Consider the following 13,797-nt stretch of genomic DNA (forward strand, 5'->3'; position numbering starts at 1 on the left):
TGGATTGGGGTGATTGATATAGAATTTACCGTCAGAGATTTAATGAAAATGGAGATTATGAAGGATGCAAGATATATAGGAGATAGTGATGGCTACCAGCATAAGGTTTCGGGAATTACGGTACTGGACACACCAGAAATATCTACGTGGTTAAAGGGTGGAGAGCTTCTTATTACGAGCTTGTATCCAATAAGGAACCATACGGACCATGAGATTTCTGACTGGATGCAGCACTTATCAACAAAGAAAATAAGTGCACTCATCATTAAAATACAAAAAGTCTTTGATGAAATTCCTGCAAGCATTTTAACAGCAGGCAGAACTTATCACATTCCAATTATTCAAATCCCAGTTAATATGCCCTTTATTGATGTGATGTATCCGGTCATGGAAGAGCTTCTTAATAATAAAGTAACGAAGTTAAAGTATTTTATTGAAGTGCACGATCGTTTTACAAGTTTATCGCTTGCAGATTCAGGAATAGAAGGCATTATTGAAGCGCTAGATGAATTGTTAGGGAATCCGGTAGTCGTTTATGACCGAGATTTTCGTCCGATTGTTGCATCTGATCAAGTAACGATGACATTCTCAGAATTGGAAACACTCCAAAGCCAATCCGAAGTATCAACAAAATTTCCACTCTACCGTAAGCTAGTTACTTTTCCTGCTTTACCAGAACGCACATATCAACAAATAGTTGTACCTATTGAAACGATAAATAATATTAAAATCAACCTCGTAGTAAATGAAATAAATAAGCTGATTACGGAATTTGATTTTATTGCAATTGAAAGTGCTGCAACAGCGCTATCTTTAGAAATGGTAAAACAAATTGCCGTAGCAGAGGTAGAAAAGAAATTTAAAAATGATATCGTAGATGATTTGATATCAGGAAAAATTAAATCGTTAACAAACCTATATAATCGTGCAAATATTATTGATCTTAAATTAGAGGGGCGTTATGCGGTCGTTTTATTCCACTTAAATGTACCAAAAGAAGATGAAGAGAACAGGGTATCACACGATAAAAACAACCATAAGCAACAGCAAAAGTATTATCAGCTTTTAAGTGAAGCGATTCATTACGCTTTTCCAAGTGCCATTATTCGCAGTCGAAGCGATGTTATCATTGTGCTTTGGCAAACAGATGCAGGGGCAGAAAGCAATAAAGGTGAATTAGAAAAAATAAAAGCGAAAGCACAAGACATTGTACGGAAATTTCACACCAATACAACCGACTATCATGTCCAAATTGGCTTGGGCAATGTTGCGAAGTCCATCATTGACCTACCTAAAAGCTACCATGAAGCTCAAGACGCGTTAGAATTAGGACAAATATATAATCATTCAGATTTTATTGTTAGCTTTAGTGAACTCGGAATATACAGGCTCTTGTATCAATTTGAGGATGTAGCTGCCTTAAAAAAATTCATACCAGATTCATTAACAAAGCTGTTAGCCTATCAGCATTCACATAAGAATGATTTAATTGAGACATTAAAAGTATTTTTGCAATGTAATCAAAATGCGGCAAAAGCAGCTAAATTACTTTATGTGCATTATAAAACGATTACCTACCGTTTAGAACGGATAAAAGAGATTACGGGGTTAGATTTTGATGATTCTGAAGAGATGCTTTCTATCCAAGTAGGGTTGCGCATTTTAGATATACTGGAAAAAGAAAATAAAAAAAATACTTACTAAATGAAAATATCCCATTCCAAGGGATATTTTTTTTATGCGCGGTTAAAGTAATACTAGCTTTTTTCCTTATTTAATGAAGTTTTAAGATTTGTGAACAGCATTTGCAAAACATCGGATAAGTTTTATCTAAAGTAGATAAAACACTAACCGATTTTTATCTACTATACACATGGTAATTTGCTTTGTGAAGGTTTACAATTTGTGATAGATAAAGTGATACGCGTTTCATGTGTATCAGTTTACTTTATGAGTGAAAGGATGCTTGGAACAAACGATTAGCGTAATCACTTTTTCCGGTTCATTTATTCTTAAACCATCATTTTTTGCGAATGAATTGTTTTAGGATTTATGTGTGAAACGTTCATGTTGCAAGCTTTCACTTTATTGTGGAAAGGAGATGTATTTCTTGAAGGTTACGAAGCAGGAGCTGAAAGAGCTTATTAAGACAAAGCTACACCGAGCAGGGCTTCAAGAGCATCATGCTGATGGCGTGGCAGATGTACTCGTGCATGCAGATGCAAGAGGTGTGCATTCCCACGGCGCGATGCGAGTGGAATATTATGCAGAGCGAATTGCGAAAGGTGGCATTAATACAAACCCTAACTTTCAGTTTGAAAAAACTGGTCCATCTACAGCTGTTTTTGACGGAGACAATGGTGTTGGACACGTTGTAGCCAAAGAAGCGATGGACGAAGCTATTCATATGGCAAAAGCTAATGGAATCGCTGCTGTAGGTGTTCGCAGAATGAGTCATAGTGGTGCATTATCTTATTTTGTGCAACAAGCTGCAGAACAAGATTTGATTGGGATTTCAGTATGTCAATCAGATCCGATGGTCGTTCCGTTTGGAGGGGCAGAGCCTTACTATGGTACAAATCCAATAGCATTTGCAGTTCAAGGAAAGAATAATGAAATTATTACAATGGATATGGCTACGACAGTTCAAGCTTGGGGCAAAATATTGCACGCAAGATCCAAGCAAGAAACAATTCCAGATTCTTGGGCAGTAGATAAAGAAGGAATGCCAACTACCGATCCGTTTTCTGTAAACGCATTACTTCCAATTGCTGGTCCAAAAGGCTATGGATTAATGATGATGGTCGATATCCTTTCAGGCATATTACTAGGCCTTCCATTTGGTCGTAATGTTTCTTCCATGTATGAGGATTTGACAGCATATCGTAATCTTGGTCAGCTTCATATCGTCATTAACCCTGCGTTCTTTACTGGACTTGATGGGTTTAAAGATAGCTTAACGGCTTCTATGGAAGATTTAAACAATATCACACCAGCACCAGGCTTTGATAAAGTATATTATCCTGGTCAGCGAAGTGCGATAAGAGAAAAGAACAGTGAAGAGAATGGCATTGAAATTGTAGATGAAATTTATGAGTATTTAGTTTCTGATGTGGTTCATAACAACGCTTATGATCATAAAGATCCATTTGCGAAATAATATAAAATTTATTAGAGGTGATTGGAATGCTTCATACAATTATTAAAAAGAATTCTTATCAAGATTCTGTAAACCTAATGCTCCTCACAAACGCAGTGTCTGTTATTGAAGGGGTTAATAAAATCCAAATCATGATGGGTACACCTGCAAACAAAGATATTTTTAAGGGTGCTGGTTTATACACAGAAGAACTAGAAGCTGCAGCAGCAAATGATATGTGTATCGTCCTTGACACAGATTCAGAAGACAAAATCGACGAAGTGTTAAAGGCTGTTGATGATTACTTAAAAAACCAAGCGATCAGTAAAACAGGAAGCGAATTTGAAACTGTTCGTACTTGGGATCGTGCTTTAAAAGAAATGCCAGACGCCAATCTAGCAGTTATTTCAGTGCCAGGTCAAAGTGCAGCTGACGAAGCACATAAAGCACTTGATAATGGACTTAACGTGTTTATGTTTAGTGATAACGTATCCTTCGAAGATGAGTTAGCTCTAAAGCAAAAAGCACATGACAAAGGCTTACTTGTAATGGGACCGGATTGCGGAACAGGTATCATTTCAAGTATTCCAATTGCATTTACGAACGTTGTAAAAGAAGGAAAAATTGGTATTGTTGGTGCATCTGGAACAGGAATCCAAGAAGTTACTACGATTATTGATCGACTAGGAGAAGGTGTAGTACACGCACTAGGAACAGGTGGACGTGACCTATCTGATAAAGTCGGTGCCATTACAATGATGGATGGTATCCGTGCATTGGAAAATCATAGTAAAACAGAAGTGATTACGATTATTTCCAAGCCACCAGCAAAAGAAGTGCGTGATCGCGTTGTTCAATTGCTTCACAGTTTGTCGAAGCCAGTTGTTACGATTTTCCTTGGTGAAAAACCAACACAGCATGAAGGAAATGTTTATCAAGCATATACTCTTGAAGAAACAGCTCGTATTGCGGTTGATTTAGCAAGAGGAAATGAAATTAAAGAAGATTACAGCAAATTTGATCAAGATGTTACCGATGTGAAATTAAATCCAGAGCAAACTACTATTAAAGGACTTTATTCTGGTGGAACACTTGCATATGAAGCTGCAACACTTATTTCCGATGCGTTAGAATTGAAAAAAGGAGAAGCAGCATCTGAAGGCTTTGTTTTACGTGCAAATGGTCATGAAGTAGCGGATCTTGGTGATGATGTGTATACCCAAGGAAAGCCTCACCCAATGATTGATCCAGATACACGTGTGAAATTCATGGAAAAAGCTGCAGCAGATGAAACAACAGCGGTTATCTTATTTGATGTTGTTTTAGGCTACGGTTCTCATGAAGATATGGCTGGTGCATTGCTACCATCGATTCAAAAAATCAAGGCAAACCTTGAAGAACAAGGTAGAAACATTTACTTTGTAGCAACGGTTTGTGGAACAGAGCAAGATCCACAAAGCTATAAAGAGCAACGCGAAAAGCTTGCACAAGCTGGTGTTATTTTAAGAGATAGTAATAACGAAGCTGTTCGTACTGCATTAAGTGTTCTTGGTCTTCATGTTCATGATGTTACAAAGCAACACGTTGATTATACCGAAGAGAAGAGTCAAGAGGATCTATCTATTTCACCACAAATTGAACAACTAATTAATCAGAAGCCAGTTGTTATTAATGTCGGCTTAAAGAAATTCACAGATTCCGTCGTGAAGTATGGTGGACGCGTTGTTCAATACGATTGGCGCCCAATCGCTGGTGGAAATGAGCGTATGAGAAAAATCTTAAGCTTATTGAAGTAATTTGATTGTACAAACCGAAAACTACATTATCGAGGGAGAGATAACAATGAAATACCAATCCATTGATGAAGCAAACCGCGCAGTTCTTGATAAGATTGTTGGTTCAGCACCGTTTTTAACAGATGTTGTACCTGCGAAGTCTGTTATTAAGGAATTAGAAGAAAAAGTAATTCTTCATGCTGGACCACCGATTAAATGGGATGACATGACAGGTCCAATGCAAGGCTCTTGTGTAGGTGCTACTTTATTTGAAGGCTGGGCACAAACAGAGGATGAAGCAAAACAAATGCTTGCAAATGGTGAAGTGGAATTTATGCCATGTCACCATGTTAACGCAGTTGGACCAATGGGAGGAATTACAACAGGTAATATGCCTGTATTTGTTGTAGAAAACCGCTCAGAAGACAACCAAGCATATTGTATTATGAACGAAGGTATTGGTAAGGTGCTACGTTTTGGTGCTTACTCGAAAGAAGTAATTGATCGTTTACATTGGATGAAGGATGTACTTGGACCAACTTTGTCTAAAGCACTTCAAAAAACAGAAGCAGGCTTAAACATTAATGTAATGGTTGCAAAAGCAATTACAATGGGTGACGAATTCCACCAACGTAATATTGCTGCTTCCCTAATTTTCTTGAAGGAAGTTGCTCCATTAATCGTTCAAGTGGATATGGATGAAAATGATCGCAAGGATGTTATGCAATTCCTAGCTGATACAGATCAGTTCTTCTTAAATATTATGATGGCAACTGGAAAAGCTGTACTTGACGGTGCTCGTAAAATTCAAGAAGGTACAGTTGTAACAGCAATGTGTAGAAACGGGAAAGACTTCGGAATTCGCATTAGTGGTATGGGTGATGAATGGTTCACAGCACCAGTTAATACGCCACAAGGCTTGTTCTTCACTGGTTATACGCAAGAAGATGCAAACTCTGACATTGGCGATAGTGCTATTACAGAAACCTTCGGTGTAGGTGGTTTCGCAATGATCGCTGCTCCTGGTGTTACTCGATTTGTTGGCGCTGGTGGCTTTGATGATGCACTATCTACAAGTAATGAAATGATGGAAATTTGTATTGATCAAAACCCTAACTTCACGGTTCCAACTTGGGATTTCAACGGAATCTGCCTTGGCATTGATGCTAGAAAAGTAGTAGAAACAGGAATCGAGCCAGTTATTAATACTGGGATTGCACATAAGGAACCAGGTGTTGGTCAGATTGGTGCTGGTACCGTACGTGCTCCATTAGCTTGCTTTGAAAAAGCGATTGAAGCATATGCTCAAAAATTAGGATTAATTTAAGTAAGTGATGATGGAAAGCATTATTGAAGCAAAGGAATATCATAAAGATATTCCTTTGCTACTCTTAAAAGATACGACTGGTTCTATTCACAGTATTTTTCAAAACGGATTGAATATCCGAGTAGGAGATGGATTGATCTTTATTGGAAGTTTAAAAAATGGTCGTCTACCGTTTGGAATTCATACAGGTGAGGATGATATACAGCAATTGCTGTATATTGCTCATAAACAACCGTATGTTAAAATAGAAAAAGATTCGTTACTTTTTGTAGAGGAGAATAAAACCTTAACCTTAGATTTACGTAAAGGAACTGCATTCTTTTATCCAATTGAAAAAAAGGATAAGACGAAGGAATACTTTCCATCATTCTCCCTATTTCTTGAACGATTAATGCTTGAAGATAAAACAATTGGAATAGAAGAACTATCCATTGTCGAATTTTTAGAAGATTATGTACAAGACACTTCAGACAAGGACAAGGAGTTGATTAGAAAGCTCTATCAATTAATGGATGCCGTCTTCTCAGATGACCCCATTTTTATTGAGCAAACGCTTCGGTACTTTCTTGGTCGTGGGAGTGGATTAACTCCTTCAGGAGATGATTTACTCGTAGGTGTTCTTGCCATTAATCAATATTCAAATGCATTTCATTCTTCATTTATGGATGGAATGAAAAAAATATTGCAAACTTCATCTGTCACAACGGATGTAAGTAAAGCTTACTTAGAAAGCGCTTTGCAAGGTAAATACAGCTCGGTTATTGCAAATATGGTTAATGATATAGCTGAAATTAACAGCGAAAAAATAGTACAACATTTTCATGAGTTAGTAAATGTCGGACACAGCTCGGGAATAGATTCCGCGTTCGGTATATTAATTGGAATGTTGGCGATTAGGAGGAAAAGTGAATGAAAGAAAAAGTAGTAATTGCCTTAGGTGGAAATGCTATTCTCCAGCCTGGTCAAGAGGCAACATATCAAAATCAGCTTGATAATGTATCAAAATGCTCTAAAATCATTGCCCAAATCGTAAAGCAAGGCTATGAAGTTATTGTTACACACGGTAATGGTCCACAAGTCGGAAACATTTTACGCCAGAATGAAGAAGCAAAGGATGTCGTTCCTCCGTTTCCACTTGATGTTTGTAGTGCAGAATCACAAGGATTTATCGGCTACATGATGGAGCAAACGTTACGCAATGAGCTTCGTGAACTCGGATTAGATAATTCTGTTGTATGTATGCTAACAGAAACGGTTGTATCTCCAGAAGATCCAGCATTCCAAAATCCAACGAAGCCAATTGGTATTTTCTATAGTGAAGAAGAAGCGAATCGTCTTGCAAAGGAAAAAGGCTGGGTAGTAGCTGAGGATGCTGGTCGTGGTTGGCGTCGTGTCGTACCATCACCAATGCCTACATCCATTCTCGGTTCAGATGTAATCAAAACGTTAACAGATGCAGGCACAATTGTAATTGCATCTGGTGGTGGCGGTATTCCAGTAGTAAAGAAAGAAAACGGTACCTTTGAAGGAATTGAAGCGGTAATTGATAAAGATCGTAGTGGATTGAAGCTTTCTCAAGAAGCAAATGCGGATGTTTTTATGATCTTAACAGATGTAGATAATGTATATGTGAACTATGGTAAGCCAGATCAAAAAGCACTTGAACAAGTGTCTGTTGACGAGGTTAAAAAGTATGTAGAAGAAGGACAATTCTCTGCTGGAAGTATGGGACCTAAAGTCGAAGGAGCACTTGCATTTGCTGAATTCGGCGGAAAAGCAATTATCTGTTCATTAGCTAAAGCAGCTGAAGCACTAGAAGGAAAATCTGGTACTACTATTAAAAAATAATAAAGGAAAAAGGAGCATCCCGAGTTTGTCGAGGAGCTCCTTTTTTGGATTAATATGGAGTATCTAATCATTTTCGCGTTTAATGGTTCCGTGGCTTATCTGTGAAAAGGTGCTTCATTAATAGGGCCGTTCGAAGCCTTAATGAATAGTCTGGTTCTTGGATGTTATATTGTAATATCTCTTCACATTTTGCAATACGGTATTTCACGGTATTACGGTGGACCCCTAGCAGTTTAGAGGTTTCGGTAATTTCACAATTTTGATCAAGATACACATGTAATGTATTTACAAGATCTGTTTCTTCCTTTGATTTTGGGAAGGCAAGCGAGCGCAATGTCTCCTCATAAAAATCAAGAAAGCTATCTGAAGGAATCATTTTTAATAATTCTTTTAGTTCCTTTGGCTTATAAAAGCCAACATATTGTTTTTGATTTAGTGATAATCCAGCAAGAAGTGCATCGACTGCCTCGCGAAATGTAATTGACAAATGTGCTATATCATTAATAAAGTTACTAATGCCAAAGGAGATGGAAAGCTGCAACTCCTGTTCAACCTTCCTTTGGAATTGATTAATTAACTGTAAAATGGTTTCTTTAAGCTTCGGGTTGAACTTTAATGGAAATTGTAATACGGTAACAAAATACGCATTTTTTCTAAAAATAAAATGTTCGATATGATGTGCATGCAATGCATTTCCAAATAAATCATAAAAATAATATGCTAAATGGTTTAAGTTACTTTCAATGATGTGTGGTGATTGTTTTTTATCAGCATCCACCTGGCATACAATGCATGCATATTTGCGATCATCAAGTAAACCGTATATGTCGCCTCGAGAGACAATTTCTTCTCTTGTACGAATGCTTCCATCCACTACAGCTGTAAAAAAGTTGTTTTTGCTAAGCCGTTCATGTTGCTCAACCGCTTCTTTTTCAACAAGAAGTTGATGAAGGATACTGCGTATAAAACTTGAAATTTGGAATTCCTGCTCATTACTATCCACAACTGCTAGCATGTATGGAAGTGGTTGTGTTGTATGGATAAGGCAAAGCTCCAATGTTACGGGCTGATTATTCCAATCTAGTTGTTTCCGAATGAAGCTCTGATTGGCACGCGCATTATTTGCTTGGACATCATGAAAGGTTTTTTCGATTTCGTAAACAGCAGGTAGTAGGCCGGAACTTGAAAATTGTGCACTAAAGGAAGAGTTACCAAATGGATTGTATAAGTAAATCGGGCTGTTCATTAACGCAGCCAAATCATCGATGATGAGCTTTATACATGTTTCTTTTCGTAAAAAAGACATTAACCTAGTTTGAAATGCAATCGTATCTCCTGTGAAAGCAAGCTTACTTCCCCATAGCTCGGATATTAAATATTGTTTAATTGCGTGCATAGAAACAGCGTCTGGTAATGAAATGATTGGGAAATCGATTGAATCTGCTCGTTCCAATGTATCTTGTGAAATACGTTCATTTGATTGGATAACTAATCCAGCACATTCCAGCATATTTAATTGCACAATTTCTTTCGTCAAATCAATAGGCTGTTGGTTATTATCACTCGTCTGTAATAAAAGGATTGCATGTTTATCGGTAAATGAAGATTTTGGATTCCAATAGTCGATTGTTTCTACAGGCCGATCTAGTCCATCTTCTCCTGCAAGTATTGTTAGGTTGATGTTACTTATTGATAGTAAATTTCGCATTACTTTAGCCATGATATATTCCTCATTTTCAAAAAAATTACTTCATAGAAAAATTACTTTGACTCGAATACATCTTATTATACAATATTCATACTGCTTATGTTAGTCATAATTGACTTAGATATACTGTTGTATGATATTTTGAGTTTTAGTCATTGATAAATTGGAAAAAAATAGGACTATAGAAGGATTTCTGAAAAAAATTATTAAATAAGTGGATATTTACTTGCATTTTTCTTCATAAAAAGGTAAAGTTAAAGATGCAAAAGGAAATTGAAATTTAAGCAATACTTTACGATCTCTTTAACAAGTGGTGTAAAAGTATTCAGATTCAATTACTTTGCACGATATTTGTATAAGGAGGTCATATAACATGACTGGTAAAGTAAAATGGTTTAACGCAGAAAAAGGCTTTGGTTTTATCGAGCGCGAAGACGGCGACGATGTATTCGTACACTTCTCAGCTATCCAATCTGACGGCTTCAAAACTCTTGAAGAAGGTCAAGAAGTTGAGTTCGAAATCGTTGAAGGTAACCGTGGACCACAAGCAGCTAACGTTACAAAGCTATAATTCATAAATTAAAAGGCTTATCTCAAATGAGATAAGCCTTTTTTTATGATTTAATGAAACGTCATAATTGTTCTATTCTTGAACAGGACGTGATATACTCTCATCGATTACGAATAAATGATCAAGCGGATAAAAGGGGGATCTTTCGTGACAGGTTTTGACTGGCTTCAAGCATCCCAAAAACAATGGGATGAACGTGCATTATTCTGGAGTGAACGAAGTAAGAATATGTGGGATAATGGAAGCAGGAAAAAAATTATCCCTTTTATTAACCAACACCTTAATGCAGGAGATCATGTGCTAGATATTGGCTGTGGCGATGGGTATGGTACACATAAGCTACACCAAGCAGGATACAAAGTAACTGGGATGGATATCTCAAGTAATATGATTGCTTTTGCACAGGAACGTTGGAATGAAAATGGCCTTTCATTTAAGCAAGGTGCGGTTGAATCTCTCTCCCAATCTCCAACGAAATTCCAAGCGATTATGGCGATAAATGTTTTAGAATGGACAGAAATACCAGCAGATGCAATAAAACAGATTAAGAACCACTTAGAGACGGACGGACTGTTTTTTGCGGGGATTTTAGGGCCTACTGCGGGACCACGAGCAAATGGCTATTCCAGATTATATGGCGAGAAAACAATTGCCAATTCAATGATGCCTTGGGAATTTTTACAGTTGGCTCAGGAACTAGGCTTTACATATAATGATGGCTTTGGAGTATATAAAAAAGGTGTAAATGATAATCATCTTGAAGGGCTACCACTTGAGCTCAAACAAGCATTATCGTTTATGTGGGTTTTTTGTTTGAAAAAAGGTGGTGAATGAATGTGACTCCTAATGAAAAAAGTAAACAGGTGATTGAAAATTATCAGCGAGACGAAAAAATGATGATTCTCATTTATGCACAATGGTGTATGAACCATGGAATCGATGCGTGGGAACTTTATACTGAGGCCTATCCTGAGCAGAAAGCAAATGATGCATTACAAGAAGCTCTTGAATTAACCGTTCCACAAAATGAGGCAATGGAAATTGCAGATGAAACGTTACTCCAAGCATTGCAGCTATTCGGAAATGAAGATTTAGCCTTTGCCGTACAAAAAAAGATGGAGCAACGAAAAGGAGAGCATTCTAATTAAATGCTCTCTTTTTCATTGCTTACGTTATTCGCATGAGCTAGCAGTAAAGCAAAGCTCTCCTTTATGCTTCGAATAATTTAATTAAGGCTTGCGTGCCACTGTCTCCTTCGCCAGTTTCGGCTAGCTGCTGATAAAGTTCCAAGGAAAGAAGAAGCCCTGGAGTAGCTAGTCCCATTTCCTTCGCTGATTCAAGTGCAATGCGCATATCTTTAATAAAGTGTTTTACATAAAATCCAGGTGCATAATTCTCTTGAATCATTCGAGGACCAAGATTTGCTAAGGACCAGCTTCCCGCTGCTCCGGTTGTAATACTTTCAAGCACCCGAGAAGGATCTAAGCCAGCCTTTTTTGCGTAAACAATTGCTTCACAAACACCAATCATGTTTGAAGCAATTGTAATTTGATTGCAAAGCTTTGTATGCTGTCCAGCCCCAGCAGGTCCCTGATAAATGATGTTTTCTCCCATGATTTGGAAGATGGGCAGCAGCGCCTGAAAGGCTTTTTCTTCTCCACCGACCATGATAGCAAGGGTTCCGTTTTTAGCTCCAATATCTCCACCTGATACAGGTGCATCCAACGCATGAATGGCGTTATTTTGTGCTTTGGTAAAGATGGATTGCGCTAAAGCTGGTTTAGAAGTCGTCATATCAATAACAATTGATTCTGGTTTTGCATTTTCTAAGATTCCTGTTTCACCAAAGTAAACCTCTTCCACATCTTCTGGGTAGCCAACCATCGTAATAATAATAGTAGATGCTTTCGCTAGCTCTGCTACAGTAGGCATCCAAATGGCTCCATCGTTAATGAGATCTGTTGCTTTTTCCTTTGTGCGGGTGTATATATGTAACGGATAGCCCGCCTTTTGCAAATTAGTCGCCATACTTTTACCCATGACACCTGTACCAATAAAACCAATGGTTTGTTTGTTTAAGTCCATTTACGTATCTCACTTCCATTTCTTCCGGTATACTATTACTTATTCATTAATTTTTGTAGGCAAAACTGTCTATTTACGTTAGTTGTTCTTTAAATGTACCATAAAAACTTAATGAGAAAGTAATTTTTAGGAGTGATTTCATGAAATGGCATATAAAATCGTTTGCGGATTTAACAAACAATGAACTATACCATATTTTAAAAGCACGGGTTGATATTTTTGTTGTTGAGCAAGCGTGTCCTTATCCAGAATTAGATAACTATGATCAGCAATCGATCCATTATTATTTAACGGATGGCGAACAGTTAGTCGCATATGTGCGGATTTTACCAGCCGGATATAAGTATAAAGAAGCCTCCATAGGAAGAGTAATCGTCAATAAAAGCTATCGCGGCAAGGGAATTGGCAAGAAATTAATGCAAAATGCAGTTAACTATACTACTAATAACATGGGAGAAAAAACAATAAAAATTCAAGCACAATCTCACTTAGAGGCATTTTATAGCTCGCTCGGGTTTAGAAAAATTTCCGCAGTCTATTTAGATGATGGGATACCACATATTGACATGCGCTACGAGAAAAAATAAAGCATCATCTTTAAGCAACTACACATAGTATAAGTAGCACCTTTTTTATGGGAGGAGTGAAGTTGGATGATTACGATGGCGGAACAGGAGCAGTTGAAAGCAGGTTTGAAAGCGCGGCAATCGGAATTAATCGCTTCTATTCAAGATCATTTTGGTACGAAAATGGAGCTGAACAAAGAATCAATGAGTGAATTATCGAATTATGATAATCACCCAGGTGATCATGGCTCTGAGCTGTTTGAACGGGAAAAGGATATTGCCCTTAATGAGCATGCAGAGAAGGAACTGGAAGAAATAAATGCAGCACTTCATGCGATGGATGAAGGATCGTATGGAATATGCACAGCGTGTGGAGAGGATATTCCTTTTGAAAGGCTAGAAGCCATCCCAACTACAGATCGGTGCATTAACCATGCAGCAAATGATACATTTGAGCATAATCGTCCAATTGAAGAAAAAGTATTTAGTCCGAACATCAATCCAGACGAAGTGACAGATGAAAATCAGGTTGAATATGATGCAGAGGATGCTTGGCAAGAAGTGAGCCGGTATGGAACAAGTGAAACACCATCCGATTTTTATGGGGATCGCGATAATTATGATGAAATGTTTCCAAACAGTGATGGTTATGAGCAAATAGGAAGTGTAGAAGAGCTTGAAGGATTTTTAGCAGCAGACCGGGAAGGGAAATTTACTGGTGTCACCCCAAATCATAATAAGTACGAAGAAAAATTAGATGATGAAATTGATTAAGGAA

The 13,797-nt window shown here is 37.6% G+C and carries 13 protein-coding genes; 11 read left to right on the forward strand and 2 right to left on the reverse strand.

Annotation, left to right across the window (positions count from 1 at the left end; translation table 11 throughout):
* The first annotated feature begins 48 nt into the window (after positions 1 to 48).
* From SPK86_RS11155 to arcC, 6 genes are all read left to right on the forward strand, one after another.
* A complete protein-coding gene (locus tag SPK86_RS11155) occupies positions 49 to 1,704 on the forward strand; it encodes a PucR family transcriptional regulator (RefSeq protein ID WP_330949406.1) in 1,656 nt (551 codons plus the stop codon).
* 406 nt (positions 1,705 to 2,110) lie between these two features.
* On the forward strand, positions 2,111 to 3,160 hold the full coding sequence (gene allD, locus SPK86_RS11160; protein ID WP_284140867.1) for an ureidoglycolate dehydrogenase: 1,050 nt from the start codon (positions 2,111 to 2,113) through the stop codon (positions 3,158 to 3,160).
* Positions 3,161 to 3,186: 26 nt separating this feature from the next.
* A complete protein-coding gene (gene fdrA / locus SPK86_RS11165) occupies positions 3,187 to 4,935 on the forward strand; it encodes an acyl-CoA synthetase FdrA (RefSeq protein ID WP_284140868.1) in 1,749 nt (582 codons plus the stop codon).
* 46 nt (positions 4,936 to 4,981) lie between these two features.
* On the forward strand, positions 4,982 to 6,241 hold the full coding sequence (locus tag SPK86_RS11170) for a DUF1116 domain-containing protein (RefSeq protein ID WP_284140869.1): 1,260 nt from the start codon (positions 4,982 to 4,984) through the stop codon (positions 6,239 to 6,241).
* 7 nt (positions 6,242 to 6,248) lie between these two features.
* Positions 6,249 to 7,154, forward strand: coding sequence for a DUF2877 domain-containing protein (locus tag SPK86_RS11175; protein WP_330949407.1), 906 nt, complete (start codon positions 6,249 to 6,251; stop codon positions 7,152 to 7,154).
* A complete protein-coding gene (gene arcC / locus SPK86_RS11180) occupies positions 7,151 to 8,089 on the forward strand; it encodes a carbamate kinase (protein WP_284140870.1) in 939 nt (312 codons plus the stop codon). Before SPK86_RS11175 ends, arcC begins: the two co-directional genes overlap by 4 nt.
* A gap of 79 nt (positions 8,090 to 8,168) precedes the next feature.
* Here arcC and SPK86_RS11185 read toward each other — a convergent pair whose 3' ends face one another.
* Complete coding sequence (locus SPK86_RS11185) at positions 8,169 to 9,809, reverse strand: helix-turn-helix domain-containing protein (RefSeq protein ID WP_330949376.1); 1,641 nt, start codon at positions 9,807 to 9,809, stop codon at positions 8,169 to 8,171.
* Positions 9,810 to 10,170: 361 nt separating this feature from the next.
* On the opposite strand from SPK86_RS11185, the gene cspD reads away from it, so the two are divergent.
* The 3 genes from cspD to SPK86_RS11200 all read left to right on the forward strand — a co-directional run bounded on the left by cspD (position 10,171) and on the right by SPK86_RS11200 (position 11,516).
* Positions 10,171 to 10,368, forward strand: a complete 198-nt coding sequence (cspD, locus tag SPK86_RS11190) for a cold-shock protein CspD (protein WP_284141676.1) — start codon at positions 10,171 to 10,173, stop codon at positions 10,366 to 10,368.
* A 147-nt stretch (positions 10,369 to 10,515) separates the two neighbouring features.
* Positions 10,516 to 11,202, forward strand: a complete 687-nt coding sequence (locus tag SPK86_RS11195; RefSeq protein ID WP_330949377.1) for a class I SAM-dependent methyltransferase — start codon at positions 10,516 to 10,518, stop codon at positions 11,200 to 11,202.
* The gene (locus tag SPK86_RS11200) at positions 11,199 to 11,516 is read left to right on the forward strand and encodes a hypothetical protein (protein ID WP_284141678.1); all 318 of its coding nucleotides are present in this window, start codon (positions 11,199 to 11,201) and stop codon (positions 11,514 to 11,516) included. Before SPK86_RS11195 ends, SPK86_RS11200 begins: the two co-directional genes overlap by 4 nt.
* Positions 11,517 to 11,577: 61 nt before the next feature.
* Here the strand turns inward: SPK86_RS11200 and SPK86_RS11205 are convergent, their stop codons facing one another.
* Positions 11,578 to 12,453 carry an NAD(P)-dependent oxidoreductase gene (locus SPK86_RS11205; protein WP_330949378.1) on the reverse strand — a complete coding sequence of 292 codons (876 nt, stop codon included), beginning with the start codon at positions 12,451 to 12,453 and terminating at the stop codon, positions 11,578 to 11,580.
* A 140-nt stretch (positions 12,454 to 12,593) separates the two neighbouring features.
* Between SPK86_RS11205 and SPK86_RS11210 the strand changes: the two genes are divergently transcribed.
* The gene (locus SPK86_RS11210) at positions 12,594 to 13,040 is read left to right on the forward strand and encodes a GNAT family N-acetyltransferase (RefSeq protein ID WP_284141680.1); all 447 of its coding nucleotides are present in this window, start codon (positions 12,594 to 12,596) and stop codon (positions 13,038 to 13,040) included.
* Positions 13,041 to 13,106: 66 nt separating this feature from the next.
* Complete coding sequence (locus tag SPK86_RS11215; protein WP_284141681.1) at positions 13,107 to 13,793, forward strand: TraR/DksA C4-type zinc finger protein; 687 nt, start codon at positions 13,107 to 13,109, stop codon at positions 13,791 to 13,793.
* Positions 13,794 to 13,797: the final 4 nt, after the last annotated feature.

The organism is Virgibacillus sp. MG-45 (assembly GCF_036409425.1).
Lineage (GTDB): Bacteria > Bacillota > Bacilli > Bacillales > Amphibacillaceae > LDC-1.

Bases quoted from the DNA above. Each gene is read 5' to 3' on its own strand.
- SPK86_RS11200 (WP_284141678.1), top strand. From the start codon at position 11,199: ATGAATGTGACTCCTAATGAAAAAAGTAAACAGGTGATTGAAAATTAT.
- SPK86_RS11175 (WP_330949407.1), top strand. From the start codon at position 6,249: ATGATGGAAAGCATTATTGAAGCAAAGGAATATCATAAAGATATTCCT.
- SPK86_RS11155 (WP_330949406.1), top strand. From the start codon at position 49: ATGGAGATTATGAAGGATGCAAGATATATAGGAGATAGTGATGGCTAC.
- SPK86_RS11170 (WP_284140869.1), top strand. From the start codon at position 4,982: ATGAAATACCAATCCATTGATGAAGCAAACCGCGCAGTTCTTGATAAG.
- arcC (WP_284140870.1), top strand. From the start codon at position 7,151: ATGAAAGAAAAAGTAGTAATTGCCTTAGGTGGAAATGCTATTCTCCAG.
- SPK86_RS11205 (WP_330949378.1), bottom strand. From the start codon at position 12,453: ATGGACTTAAACAAACAAACCATTGGTTTTATTGGTACAGGTGTCATG.
- fdrA (WP_284140868.1), top strand. From the start codon at position 3,187: ATGCTTCATACAATTATTAAAAAGAATTCTTATCAAGATTCTGTAAAC.
- SPK86_RS11185 (WP_330949376.1), bottom strand. From the start codon at position 9,809: ATGGCTAAAGTAATGCGAAATTTACTATCAATAAGTAACATCAACCTA.
- SPK86_RS11215 (WP_284141681.1), top strand. From the start codon at position 13,107: ATGATTACGATGGCGGAACAGGAGCAGTTGAAAGCAGGTTTGAAAGCG.
- cspD (WP_284141676.1), top strand. From the start codon at position 10,171: ATGACTGGTAAAGTAAAATGGTTTAACGCAGAAAAAGGCTTTGGTTTT.
- SPK86_RS11210 (WP_284141680.1), top strand. From the start codon at position 12,594: ATGAAATGGCATATAAAATCGTTTGCGGATTTAACAAACAATGAACTA.